The sequence below is a fragment of the Ruminococcus hominis genome (assembly GCF_014287355.1).
Taxonomy (GTDB): Bacteria; Bacillota; Clostridia; order Lachnospirales; family Lachnospiraceae; genus Schaedlerella; species Schaedlerella hominis.
Genome location: NZ_JACOPE010000001.1, coordinates 25,594 through 39,632, shown reverse-complemented (window position 1 = coordinate 39,632; position 14,039 = coordinate 25,594). Strand labels below are relative to the sequence as shown.

General features: G+C 39.2%; 11 protein-coding genes. 5 read left to right on the top strand and 6 right to left on the bottom strand.

Annotated elements, in window-relative coordinates:
• Positions 1-173 precede the first annotated feature (173 nt).
• The 4 genes from H8S40_RS00195 to H8S40_RS00180 form a co-directional block, all read right to left on the bottom strand.
• Positions 174-656, bottom strand: coding sequence for a DUF2798 domain-containing protein (locus tag H8S40_RS00195; RefSeq protein WP_186864262.1), 483 nt, complete (start codon positions 654-656; stop codon positions 174-176).
• A gap of 1,025 nt (positions 657-1,681) precedes the next feature.
• Positions 1,682-2,371 (bottom strand): L-ribulose-5-phosphate 4-epimerase, encoded by a 690-nt coding sequence (locus H8S40_RS00190; RefSeq protein ID WP_022074599.1) that lies wholly within the window; start codon positions 2,369-2,371, stop codon positions 1,682-1,684.
• 164 nt (positions 2,372-2,535) lie between these two features.
• Entirely contained in the window at positions 2,536-4,323 is a 1,788-nt protein-coding gene (locus H8S40_RS00185; protein ID WP_186864261.1) for a DUF885 domain-containing protein, read from the bottom strand.
• Between the two features lie 144 nt (positions 4,324-4,467).
• A complete protein-coding gene (locus H8S40_RS00180) occupies positions 4,468-5,259 on the bottom strand; it encodes an inositol monophosphatase family protein (RefSeq protein WP_022074597.1) in 792 nt (263 codons plus the stop codon).
• A 212-nt stretch (positions 5,260-5,471) separates the two neighbouring features.
• On the opposite strand from H8S40_RS00180, the gene H8S40_RS00175 reads away from it, so the two are divergent.
• Positions 5,472-6,122 carry an ABC transporter ATP-binding protein gene (locus H8S40_RS00175; protein ID WP_186864260.1) on the top strand — a complete coding sequence of 217 codons (651 nt, stop codon included), beginning with the start codon at positions 5,472-5,474 and terminating at the stop codon, positions 6,120-6,122.
• Positions 6,123-6,199: 77 nt separating this feature from the next.
• Here H8S40_RS00175 and H8S40_RS00170 read toward each other — a convergent pair whose 3' ends face one another.
• On the bottom strand, positions 6,200-7,192 hold the full coding sequence (locus H8S40_RS00170; RefSeq protein ID WP_366482660.1) for a LacI family DNA-binding transcriptional regulator: 993 nt from the start codon (positions 7,190-7,192) through the stop codon (positions 6,200-6,202).
• A gap of 309 nt (positions 7,193-7,501) precedes the next feature.
• A complete protein-coding gene (gene uxaC / locus H8S40_RS00165; protein ID WP_118738421.1) occupies positions 7,502-8,914 on the bottom strand; it encodes a glucuronate isomerase in 1,413 nt (470 codons plus the stop codon).
• 273 nt (positions 8,915-9,187) lie between these two features.
• On the opposite strand from uxaC, the gene H8S40_RS00160 reads away from it, so the two are divergent.
• The 4 genes from H8S40_RS00160 (at position 9,188) to H8S40_RS00145 (ending at position 13,944) form a co-directional block, all read left to right on the top strand.
• A complete protein-coding gene (locus tag H8S40_RS00160; RefSeq protein ID WP_186864259.1) occupies positions 9,188-10,669 on the top strand; it encodes a UxaA family hydrolase in 1,482 nt (493 codons plus the stop codon).
• 67 nt (positions 10,670-10,736) lie between these two features.
• Positions 10,737-12,221, top strand: coding sequence for a tagaturonate reductase (locus tag H8S40_RS00155; protein WP_186864258.1), 1,485 nt, complete (start codon positions 10,737-10,739; stop codon positions 12,219-12,221).
• 50 nt (positions 12,222-12,271) lie between these two features.
• Entirely contained in the window at positions 12,272-12,916 is a 645-nt protein-coding gene (locus H8S40_RS00150; protein ID WP_186864257.1) for a bifunctional 4-hydroxy-2-oxoglutarate aldolase/2-dehydro-3-deoxy-phosphogluconate aldolase, read from the top strand.
• Entirely contained in the window at positions 12,916-13,944 is a 1,029-nt protein-coding gene (locus H8S40_RS00145) for a sugar kinase (RefSeq protein WP_186864256.1), read from the top strand. Before H8S40_RS00150 ends, H8S40_RS00145 begins: the two co-directional genes overlap by 1 nt.
• Positions 13,945-14,039: the final 95 nt, after the last annotated feature.

The window sequence follows — 14,039 nt, the reverse complement described above, 5'->3', positions numbered from 1 at the left end:
GTGTACCGAAACAAATATAGAAAGTCCATGTTGTTTCTTTTTGAGAATCCGACATATTATTAGATAATATTTTATTCCCTTACACCTTCTTGTTATATGTATAACAAGAAAATGAGCCTGCAATTTTCACCTAAAAATTACAGACTCATTTTATCCATTCTCATACTATTTTATTAAGCTAATACTTTTCCTTCCGGGAACAATGTACGGAATACTTTTCTTACAAGTGGTCCAGCGATCAGCAACTGCAATGGCAGTGCAACTATAAAGTTCTTCGGAATATTTGTCAGCCAAATAATTCCTACCTGACTCCATAACCCCTGACTTACTGCAACTTCCAACGCACCATATAAAGACATAATGATAACCATTGGGATTACCATACAGCAAGATACACAGATTGCAATTTTCAAACCGTTATCGCCCGGTTTCACAAGAAAACGGAATGCAAAGCCTTTCGCAGCTTTTGATACAACAAACCAGTCGCAGCACATTGCGAAAATGTACGCGATTGGGAATCCCATCCATGCCTGCTGTACAGACGCTACAGAAAGCCCTCCCATGTGAAGTGAAACATTGTAAATACTCATTACAAAAACCATTGTGAAACACATCATGACAGTAAAAATCAAACTCTCTCTCTTATTCTGTGGCATTTTTCTCCTCCTAATGCAGACAGCTTATTTCACGGTATCATTTCAGACATTTTACAGATACTCTTTCATGCAGATATCTCTGCCATGAAACTTTCTCGACAAAAAACGGATGCTGATCCAAACTTTCGCTTGAACAGCACCCGCCGTTATTTCACTACCATTTGTACTAAAATTATTATTTTTTCAACGTGAGTTATTATAGCAAATTTTTTTGAATTGTCAAGAGCTTCTTGCTATTTAGTTCACGACAGCCCCAAGCAAGAAAAAGACTATGCATTCCTGCGGGAGCTTCGTCGGGCAAGCCCGACTCCAATTCGCTGGATTGCATAGTCTTTTTCTTGCTTTGTGGTGTACCGTAATTGAAATAGGTGAAGCGATGATGGATTTACTTTTCTGGTGTCTGATGTATCTATATCCTGGGTTTATTTGCTGTCGCAGATGCTTTTTTGACAACTGTTGTATCTGCACTAGCTTGATATTCGCTGTTGCAGATGCTTTTTTTGAGACCGATGTATCCGCAACCTACTTTTCTTTAAACTTGCAGATACTTTTCAGCCTGCCTGTCATGCACAATTGCATCTACATCTTGCTTTTTCTGGGATTTAAAGATACTTCCTTCGCAAATTTTGCATCTACATCTCACGTTTTCGATAACGTGAGGATGCTTCTCATTGAAATTCTGCATCCTCAACCTGCACTTTCTAGACCTTGCGGATACTCCCCAGTAAAGTTTTGCTTTTTAATTCATTAGATTTACGATAACGCACTGAGAAAAAATATTGGATATGAATTTCGGTGAATACAAAGGAAGCGATTGGAAATACTAAAAGGTCAGAATTTTACGTTAGAGCTTAGAAACTTGCTGTTTGAGGGCGTAGCCCGAGTTGCTGGTTTCTAAGCTCTGTTTTTTAGTAATAATTCTGACCTTTATGTATTTCCCGCTGACGGAGTCTGAACAGAAATTCATATCCAATATTTTTCTCAGGGACGCTTATCCAACTTAATGAACTAAATAGCAATTTTACCTACTTCTGTCCATAGTAAGCATTCGCCCCATGCTTACGATAATAATGCTTATCCTGTAATTCCTGTGGAGCCGGCTGTACCTGCGGATTCAACATCTCTGTTCTGGCCGCCATCTTCGCAACCTCTTCCAATACAACCGCATTGTGTACAGCATCTTTTGCATTCTTGCCCCATGTAAATGTTCCATGATTTTTGCACAATACTGCCGGCATTGCCATATATTCTGTATCTTTAAAATGATCTACGATCAAAACTCCCGTATTCTTCTCGTAAGCTTCTTCGATTTCTTCCTTTGTCAAATTTCGAACACATGGAATTTCTCCATACATATAATCAGCATGTGTTGTTCCATAACAAGGAATTCCTCTTCCTGCTTGTGCCCAGCTTGTTGCCCATGGAGAATGTGTATGCACAATTCCCTTTACATCCGGCATTCCTTTATAAATTTCGATATGTGTAGCAGTATCAGAAGATGGATTGTATTTTCCTTCGATTTTATTTCCCTCCAGATCCATGATAACCATATCGTCAGGTGTCAGTTCATCATACTCCACTCCACTTGGCTTGATTGCAAAATATCCTGTCTCCGGGTCTATCTCACTTACATTTCCCCATGTAAATGTAATCAATTTATACTTTGGCAAAAGCATATTGGCCTCATATACTCGTTTTTTCAGTTCTTCTAACATGTTATTACCGCCTTTCACAGATTATTAATTGGCTACATTGTATCACATAATCTGTCTTATGCACCCCATTTTCAGCATTTAGCCAAGATTGTCTATTAGAGGTTAAAAAATGTCCTTTTTTACCATTTTTTATTGTATAAATATCACCCCTTCCCCTAATCGATTCATTTATCGAGCTTCCTTCCAATATATTTTTCCACTACTTTAAATGGTGCCGGTCCAACATCCAGCACAGCCTTATGAAATTCTTTTTGTGATGCCTGACTTCCGTATGCTTTCACCCAGTCTTTTTTTAATTCCAGAAATTCCACATAACCCACATAATATTTCAAATAATTCCCCGGGCTTCCTAATATCAGATCATAAATTTGATTTATATTATCCTCATCACCAATTCCATATTTTTTATAAAATGAAATTGCATCTTCCCTGCTCCATCCATCATAATGTATTCCGATATCTGCCAGAGTATAAAGCCCTAATACGATTGAACTATTTTTCTGCAACAACGTTGCCTGATCCTTTGTCAGCGGTGCAAGATAATAACTGCACATTTCCGCATAAGTTGCCCATCCTTCTACATATCCTCCAAAATTTAAAATTGTACGGATAGGATCAGGATTTGTATTTGCAAAATAAACTGTCTGATATAAATGTCCCGGATATCCTTCGTGTGCCAATGTCGTAAACAAAGCCATTGTATTTCCTATCTGTGCTTCATTTACATAAATAACATTTTCATTATACGCATCAATTGCAGGTATCATATAAAATGCCGGACTTAAGTGCTCCTGCATTGCTTTCGGAACATATTTAACCTCATAAGTTGTATCCGGAAGTTCTGGAAAACTGGTCAATATTTTCGTCTGAAGATCCTGTAAAATCGATACCGGATTCTGCGGGATCGCAGCATTCACTTCTCGCTCGGAATTTTGTATCACCCGCTCCATTGCCTCTAAGTCTTCCATCATTTGCCGCCTCGTCATATCCCGGATTTCCTCGACTGAACGCGTTGAACCGGTTGAAGCCTCAACTACCTGTTCATAGTAGTCTTTTCCCTTTGGCAAATAACACAAGCCCTGCTCATTTTTTCCACTTCCTTTTAATTTTTCTATCGTACAAATCAGATTGTCATATGCCGGAAGTACATATGCCTTCATCATTCTTGCATTTTTCTGTATATAGTCACTCTTTTGTTTATCCGAAAGGGAAGTTACTGTCCAAACCCGCTCTGCAAATGTAGAATACAAATAATTATTTTCTCCCATATCTCGAAATGCCTTACACTGCTCGATTACCTGCTCTGCCATTTTATCCGACATAAATAAGCCAGCCTTTGATTTTTTCTGCTCGAATTTTAACAAAGACGCAAAATACTCCGGTGTTGTTTTCATCAACTGTAAATATGTATCCACATCAGACTGCTCATAAAACGGATATTCCGATAAAATAACCGGCAACTGTGTCTGCACGCCACTGACCAATCCCATAGGCTCGTCATACAAAATATACTCCGCATCACGCTCGGTCATATTTAAATAGCATTTCAAAACATCATAAGTTAAAGAGTTTTTCACCGAAAGCTTGTTGTAGTCAAAAGTTTTCAACACTTCTTCTAAGTTTTCCACCGCTGCAAGTAGATTTTTATTATCTGTCGGAAATGTCCCAAAAGTCACTTCATTTTCCCGAATATCATACTCTTTCGGATTTTTCAATGTGTAATGTAAACTTATCGTATTTGACGACAATTCCTGGCAAAACAATTGCTTCGTAAATTGACGGAATTGTCGATTCTGCCCTGCAGAAGTCTCAGATTGACAGCCGGATAGTAACAGAATTCCTATTGTGCCGGCGATTACTGAAAATGCTCTTATTTTTTGAGTTGTTATATAATTAACGTTCTTTTTTCCTTTCTCTATTTTATTTTCTTGTATTCCATTAAAAAAAGACATAAAAACACCGCAGACTATAGAGTTATTTTTATCTTATGGATTGGATAAGCCCTATATTCTACGGTATTTAAATTTATTTTATTGTTATCAAAATCGGATTGATTGCTTCCAATTTCATGTCCTGTGCTAAAAACATCTTGCCACTTAATTTAACAACTTCATCGCTTCTTTCCAGCATGTGCGTCCTGCTGCCAGAATCGAACTTGGCTGTTCCAAAGAAATCAAACCACCTTCTGCCGTAGATATAAATCCACCTGCTTCCATTACGATCAACGATGCCGCCGCATAATCCCACGGCTGCAACATTAATTCCACATATACTCCGTTTGCTCCCGAAGCAACCCTGCAAATATCAAGTGCCGCTGAACCACCTTCTCGGATTCCAAGGCTGTTTAAGTACAATTTCTTTGCATAATCAAATATTCTGTCTGTGTCCTCTGTCTGATAACGAGCACAACCGAAGGCTGCAAGATTCTCTGAGAGTCCTTTATCTGAACTGTGGATTTCCTTACCGTTGAGTTTTGCTCCCTCTCCCTTTATCGCAGTATACATTTCTCTTGTATATGGATTGTATACACAACCAAACTGCATCTTTCCATGGTATGCCAGCCCTACCGAAATACAGCTATGCTTATAGTCAAAAATAAAATTAGTTGTCCCGTCTATCGGATCAATAATAAAACAATATCCTTCACCCAATTCTTGTTGAATTCCATCTTCTTCCGCCAGGAAATTTGCTTCTGGAAGAATAATTCTTAAATTACGGATCAAATAAGACTGTACATCTTTATCATGCTTTGTCACAAAATTAGATATTCCGGCTTTATCATATATCGTTAATTCTTCTTCATGCGCCTGTAAAATCATCTCCCCTGCAAGTGTCACAATATTTATAATCTCATCGTATAACATCGTTATCTCTTTCCCTTCGTTCATTCTTTTGTATCTCTTGATTTACCTATTTTCTATAAGCGGTGACTTGGTTAATCAAATTTTCATTTTTTATATAGACTCCATAATTGTCTTCCTTACATGATTGTAGTAGAATAAAGCTATCAAATGCAAGTGTTTTTACTCATTTTCTATATTACTGCAGGTCGAAATTTATATGTAGTAATAAATTTATTTTAACTGGGGAGGTAATCCTTATGGCAAGTATTACTCTAAAAAATTTAAATAAAATATATCCGAATGGTTTTGTGTCCGTCAAGGATGTTTCTCTTACAATTGAAGACGGCGAATTTGTAACATTTCATGGTCCAAGCGGATGCGGAAAATCTACCATCTTACGAATGATTGGAGGTCTGGAAGATATTTCTTCCGGTCAAATCTATCTCGGTGATGAATTATTAAATGACATTTTGCCTAGAGATCGTAAACTTGCAATGGCATTCCAAAATTATCGTCTTTACGGCTACTTAAGTGCTTATGAAAATATTGCACTTGGCTTAAAACTTCGTAATATGCCTCGCAATGTCATTGACACACGCGTAAAAACCGCTGTGAAATTTTTTGGTATTGAGGATGTTTTAAATAAAAAAGTAACAGAATTAACAGATGCTCAAAAGCAGAAGATTGCACTTTGCCGTGCCACTGTCTGCCATCCAAAAGTTTTACTTGTAGATGAAGATTTCGCTCACGGCAGCGACGAACTTCGTGCTGATATGCTACAGGATATTCAAAGAATCAATAAAGAACTAAATCTGACCGTGCTTTACGTCACCAACAACTATGAAGAGGCAACCAGCCTCGATGGAAAACTTATATTGATGAAGGATGGACAGATTACCAATCAGTAGACCAAAGAGACCATTGGGGACGGAGTTTTCCGGCTTTTTTCTACAAAAAAAGCCGGAAAACTCCGTCCCCAATGGTCCTAAAAATCTGTTGTGCACCGCTTCACGATCTCGCACGGCACAACTACATTTTTCTCAATCTCTTCCTGCTTCTCCAGAAGGCTGATCATATGATCTACGGTTGTCTTGCAAAGTACGTTAAGTTTACTGTCCACGGAAGTCAGCTCTGGTTCGCTGCTGATTGCCATAATAGAATCATTATATCCGCTGATCGACAATTCTTCCGGAACGGAAATAGCTTTTACTTTGGCATACTTCACTGCTCCGATAGCCATCGCATCCTCTGTTGCAAGTACTCCGTCAAACTCCAGCGTTCTACTGTATTCCAAAAGAAGATTCTTCGTATATTCGATATCATTCTTCGTGCGGAATTTCAGCTCGCCTCTGATTGGATATCCTGCGTCTGCGAGTGCAGCCTCATACCCTTTCATTTTCTGACGTCCACTGAAGGAATCCGAATCATACATAAAGAGGATTCTCTCTCTTCCTCTGCGGATCATGGATTTTGTCACCTCATAAGTTGCCTGATAATCATCTGCACATGCACAATATATATTGTCTCCTCTGACACGCCCATTAATCATAAAAACAGGAGTTTTTTTTGCTGCTTCCCGGATATAATCCGTATCATACTCATCTTTTCCATTTCCTGCATAAGTAGAACCGACAAGTACCAGAGTATCAATTCTTTTTGACAAAAGCATATTCACATAATTTTGTTTTTCTTCCTGACCAAAACCGCTGCATCCTAAAATACAGTCATATCCATAACTATGTAAACTACTCTCAAGATACGCAACCGCTTTCGCCATATAACTATCTGCAATATTCGGACAAATAATTCCTACTGTTTTCATTGAATCAAGTCCAAGTCCTCTCGCGAAGACATTCGGCGTGTAATCATTTTCCTTCATTACAGCCAATACTTTTTGTTTTGTTTTTTCGCTGACTCTCGGACTTCCATTTACCACTCTGGATACGGTCGCAATGGATACACCTGAAAGTTTTGCTATATCATATATATTAATTGCCGTGTCCTCTCTTTCTATTTTCTGTCATCCGTAAATGGTATCCTCATATGTAAACGTCGCAACAGTTTTATCTCAGTCGAGAAGACTCCCACCTCTTTCAGGTGGTGAGTAACAGCAAATTTGTCTCAGTGGGAGTCCAATCTCCGACTGAGATAAACGCTCCGCGAGGATGCGCAGTGATTCTGTAAAGAATGTGTCAGCTTATGCTGCCCAGAATCACGCGCCAAGTCTCGCGGATGCTCGACTTGAACTTTCAAAATAGACACCACGCCTAAATTTATTATAATTTAATTATTCAGAAATATCAAATCCGAAATATTTGACTGCATTATTATAAGAAATTCCTTTTACAATCTGCTCAAGCACTTTATAATCTGCCGGATATTCTCCGTTCTCAACCCATCCTCCAATCAGTTCGCAGAGAATTCTTCTGAAATACTCATGTCTTGTGTAAGACAAGAAACTTCTGGAATCTGTAAGCATTCCTACAAAGTTAGACAAAAGCCCTAAGTTTGCAAGAGATGTCATCTGAGCGATCATACCAGTCTTGTGATCGTTGAACCACCATGCACTTCCCTGCTGGATCTTTCCTGCTGCCTCTGTTCCCTGGAAACATCCAAGAATTGTTCCAATTGCTTCATTGTCACAAGGATTCAACGAATACAAGATTGTCTTCGGAAGTTCATCTGTTGCGATCAAAGAATTCAGGAAATCCGCTGTCTGTGCACTTGGAGCATAATTGTTGATACAATCGAATCCTGTATCCGGTCCAAGCTTTGCATACATCAGTGCATTATTATCACGTTTACATCCATAATGAATCTGCATTACCCAATTTCTCTTATGATAAGCTCTTGCAACAAACTGCATAAATGCCATCTTAAATTTCATTTCTTCTTCTCTTGTGATACTTTCACCTGCCAATGCTTTTTTGAAAATCGCATCAACTTCCTCTTCTGTAGCAGGTGCGTACATTACATACTCCAACGCATGGTCTGATACAGAGCAGCCCATAGAAGCAAAGAAATCCATTCTGTTCAAAATAGCTTCTTTCATAGTAGCAAAATCTTTTACTTCGATTCCGCTTACTTCCGAAAGAGTTTTCATATAATCTGCATATTCTGGTTTTTCCAGATTCATAGCTTTATCCGGACGCCATGCTGGAAGTACCTGAACTTCAAAAGTATCATCCTCTGCCAGTTTTTTATGCCATTCCAGCGAATCTACCGGATCATCTGTAGTACAAATTAATTTCACATTTGACTGACGGATCAGATTTCTTACAGACATTCCATCTTCCTGTAATTTTGCATTACACAGATTCCAGACTTCTTCTGCTGTCTCTCCGCACAAATGTCCTGTATATCCGAAATATCTCTGCAACTCTAAATGACTCCAATGATACAGAGGGTTTCCGATTGCCTTTTCAAGAGTCTCTGCCCATTTCTGGAATTTTTCACGGTCGCTTGCACCGCCTGTAATATAATATTCATCCACTCCATTTGAGCGCATCTGACGCCATTTGTAATGATCTCCGCCAAGCCATACCTGTGTAATATTTTCAAACTTTCTATCTTCTGCTATTTCCTGTGGGTTAATATGGCAGTGATAGTCTACAATTGGCATATTCTCTGCATACTCGTGAAAAAGTTTCTGTGATGTTTCTGAAGATAATAAAAAGTCTTTATCCATAAATGCTTTCATGTTTGTTTTCTCCTATTTCGTCTCTGTTTTTGTAAGCTCTTACACAGACAGCTATAGTATACTCTTTCCAATTGCATAATGCAAACATTTTCCCTTTATTTTTCCACAATATTTTCCTTCTATTTTTGTCTCTTTTTCACAAATCCACTTGTTTTTTCCATTTTGATATTGACCTTTTTCCTATTTCGTTATACTTTATATGTAAGCTCTTACATATTTGTGAGTAATTGCATTTAACAGTTCTAAAATATTGAAAGGAGGACTAATTAACCTTTGAAACCATTTATTAAAATCCATCCTGCTGATACAGTCGCAGTTGCACTGTCTCCTTTAAAGAAAGGAACAGAAATTCAAATCGACGATCAGATAATAGTATTAACAGAAGACATCCCTCAGGGACACAAATTTGCTTTAACAAACATCACCGAAGGGGACTCAATCATTAAATATGGAAATTCCATCGGAGTTGCTAAAACTGACATCACGAAAGGTTCCTGGATCCATACTCATAACATGAAAACAGGACTCGGAGATCTTCTTACTTATACATATAACAAAGAAACAGCTCCACTTGCTGAAAAAGAATCCCGTTTCTTCAATGGATACAGAAGAAATGACGGACGTGCCGGAGTCCGCAATGAGGTCTGGATTATTCCGACTGTCGGATGCGTAAACAACGTAGCTCAGGCAATTGAAAAAGGCTCTCAGGCATTTGTAACTGATAATGTAGAAGGAGTCATTGCCTTTACTCATCCTTATGGATGTTCCCAGATGGGCGATGATCAGGATCACACTCGCCAGATTCTGGCTGATCTTGTCAACCATCCAAACGCAGGAGGCGTTCTTGTTCTCGGACTTGGATGTGAAAACAGCAACATTGACGAATTAAAGAAACATATCGGAGAATACGATCCTAAGCGTGTCCGTTTCCTTGTTGCTCAGGAATGTGAAGATGAAATTGCAGACGGAATCGAAGTTGTACGTGAACTTGCCGCTTATGCAAATCAATTCAAAAGAGAACCTATCAGCTGCAGCGAGCTTGTGATTGGTATGAAATGTGGAGGTTCCGACGGACTTTCCGGCATCACAGCCAACCCAACTGTCGGTGGATTCTCTGACAGACTGATTGCAATGGGAGGCTCTACAATCCTCACTGAGGTTCCAGAGATGTTTGGTGCTGAGACATTGCTGATGAATCGTTGTGAAGACAAAGCACTCTTTGATAAGACAGTAACTCTCATTAATGACTTTAAAGAATATTTCAAACGTCACGGACAAACCATTTACGAAAATCCATCCCCTGGAAATAAAAAAGGTGGAATTTCTACGTTGGAAGACAAATCTCTCGGATGCACACAGAAATCTGGTACTGCTGCCGTTAAAGGTGTGCTTGCTTATGGAGAACCTGTATGTACAAAAGGGTTAAACCTTTTAAGTGCCCCTGGAAATGATCTTGTTGCCGCGACTGCCCTGGCTGCTTCCGGAGCACACATTGTCCTTTTCACAACAGGACGCGGAACACCATTTGCCTGTCCGGTACCAACCGTAAAGATTTCTTCCAATAATCTTCTTGCTCAGAAAAAGAAGAACTGGATTGATTTTAACTGTGGTGTTCTCGTTGATGATACACCGGCTGATGAGCTTGCAGACCAACTGCTTGATTTCGTCATTGATATTGCATCCGGTAAGAAATCAAAATCTGAAGAAGCAGGATTCCACGACATGGCAATTTTTAAACAAGGCGTAACACTCTAAAAACACAAAAAACAAATATTCAAGTCGAGTATTTTTTAACACTCTTTATTGAAAGGATATAATAATCATGAAAAAACTTTCTTACGAAACATTAAAAGAACAAAATTATTCAGGATATCTTCTCGAGGATGCTCCTGAACGTGTACTCCAGTTTGGTGAAGGAAATTTCCTTCGTGCATTTGTTGACTATTTCATCGACGTTATGAATGAAAAAGCTGGATTTAATTCCAAGGTTGTCCTCTGCCAGCCAATCAGATCCGGACTTTCTGATATGATAAATGAACAGGAAGGACTTTACACTCTCTTCTTAAGAGGTTTTCAGGACGGACAGGAAGTAAACAAAAAACGTGTGATTTCATGCGTTAGCCGCTGCCTGAACCCATATAGTGATTTCGAAGCTGTTCTTGAATGTGCTTCTAATCCTGATTTAAGATTTATCACATGCAATACAACAGAGGCTGGAATCGCATACGATCCTTCCTGCCAGTTTACAGATACTCCTGCCAATTCTTATCCTGGAAAACTGACTCAGTTCTTATATCGTCGTTTCCAGAAATTTGGTCAGGAAGAAGGAAAAGGATTCATCATTCTTTCATGTGAGCTGATTGATGACAATGGAAAAGAGCTTGAAAAATGCGTACTGAAGTATGCTGAGCAGTGGAATCTCGGTGAAGATTTTATTGCATGGATCAAAAAAGAAAATACTTTCTGTTCTACATTAGTTGACCGTATCGTTACAGGGTATCCTAGAAATGAAGCAGATGCAATCTGCGAAGAACTCGGATACAAAGACAACTTAATTGATACAGGTGAGATTTTCGGATTCTGGGTAATTGAAGGTCCTCAGTCTATCAAAGATGAGTTCCCTGTAGATAAAGCAGAACTTCCTATCTTGATCACAGATAACCATAAACCTTACAAACAGCGTAAAGTCCGTATCTTAAACGGAGCTCACACTTCCTTTGTTCTCGGTGCTTACCTTGCAGGACAGGATATTGTAAGAGATTGTATGCATGATGATGTAATCTGCGGATTCATGAACAAAACAATTTATGATGAGATCATCCCTACACTGAATCTTCCAAAAGAAGAATTACTTGATTTTGCATCAGCTGTAACAGAACGTTTCAAAAACCCATTTATCGATCACGCTTTACTTGCAATTTCATTAAACTCTACATCTAAATGGAAAGCTCGTGTAATGCCATCATTAAAAGAGTACATCAAACGCCAGGGTTCTCTTCCTGCTTGCATTACTGCTTCCTTTGCATTTTACATTGCTTTCTTCAATGGTCATACCTTGACAGAAGATGGTCTTGTAGCAAGCAGAAAAGGAAATGATTACACAGTAAAAGATGACAAAAATGTACTGGAATTCTATCTTGCACACAAAGATGATTCCGTAGAAGATCTCGTTCACGCAGTTTGCACAAATACAGATTTCTGGGGCGAAGATCTTACAGCACTGGAAGGATTTGAAGCTGCAGTTTGCAATTATCTGACACAGATTCGTGAAAAAGGTACTTACGAGGTTATGAAATCTCTTCTGTAATATTTTTTAGAAATAACTCATCATCATATATGAAATCAAGGAGATATATTATGAATTCAACATTAGAAAAATTAGAACAGTTTGGTATCGTGCCTGTTGTTGTACTTGATGATGCAAAAGATGCAGCACCTCTTGCAAAAGCACTTTGTGATGGTGGTCTTGCCTGTGCGGAAGTAACTTTCCGCACAGATGCTGCTGAAGAATCTATCCGCATCATGACATCTGAATATCCTGACATGGTTGTTGGAGCCGGTACTGTTCTCACAACCGAACAGGTAGACCGTGCCGTTTCTGCAGGTGCTAAATTCATCGTCAGCCCAGGACTGAATCCAAAAGTTGTAAAATATTGTCTGGAGAAAAATATTCCTGTTACACCTGGAGTTGTTACTCCTAGCGAAATGGAACAGGCTATTGAACTTGGATTAGAAGTAGTTAAATTTTTCCCTGCTGAACCATCCGGCGGACTGGCTATGATCAAAGCTGTCGCAGCACCATACACTATGTTAAGATTCATGCCAACCGGCGGAATAAACCCACAAAACATCACACCTTATCTCCAGTATAATAAAATCATCGCTTGCGGCGGAAGCTGGATGGTAAAAGGAAGTCTTGTTTCTGAAGGAAAATTTAATGAAATTACAGCTCTTACAAAAGAGGCCGTTGAACTTGTTCATTCTGCCCGGGAGGTGAAATAATGGCTAAGGTCGTTACTTTAGGAGAAATTATGCTGAGACTTTCCCCTCCGGGATATCAGCGTTTTGCACAGGCTTCTGATTTTGAAATCAATTACGGCGGTGCTGAAGCCAATGTTGCTGCTTCTTTAGCACAATTTGGAAATGATGCTGCATTCGTATCTAAGATTCCTGCTAACGCAATCGGTGATGCCGCAGTTGCAACAATGAAAAAGCTCGGTGTTGACTGCCGCTACATTGTAAGAGGCGGTAAACGTCTCGGAATTTATTTTCTGGAAAATGGTGCTTCTGTCCGCCCTTCCAGCGTTGTTTATGATCGAGCGGATTCGGCTATTACTCAGGCACTCGCAGAAGAATTCGATTTCGACACTATTTTCGAAAGAGTTGACTTGTTTCATGTATCCGGTATAACTCCTGTTCTTAGCGATACTGCTGCCGAACTTACTATGACAGCTTTAAAGAAAGCAAAAGACCATGGTGTTACAGTATCTTTTGATCTGAACTATCGTGCAAAACTCTGGACAGAAGATGTAGAAGGAAAACAGAAAATGCTTTCTGATATGATGCCTTATGTAGATATTTGCTTTGGAAATGCAAGAGATGCTGCAAAATGTCTTGGTTATACAGAAGGTGATACTGACTTTATTAATGGTGATTACAGCATTTGTGTCGATGAAGAACACATGACAAACGTAATGAAACATTATGGATTTACTCACCTGATCACAACACTCAGAAACAGCATAAGCGCTTCTGATAATGGTTGGTCCGGTGCTATATGTACCAGTTCAGGACTTTATCAGGGAAGCAATTACAATCTTCATATTGTCGACCGTGTTGGCGGCGGAGATTCCTTTGCCTCTGGAGTACTTCATGGAATTCTATCCGATATGGGTGCTGAAAAAGCTCTGGAATTCGGACTTGCTGCCGCAGCAATCAAACACACTATTCCTGGCGATTTAAACTTTATCTCAGAAAATGAAGTTCTTGCACTGATGGATAGTGACGGGGCAGGACGCGTACAGCGCTAGAAACTAGTAGGGACGGGGAACCAGTAGGGACGGAGTTAATGGCTTTTTTTATTAAAAAAGAGCCATTAACTCCGTCCCTACTGGTTCCCCGTCCC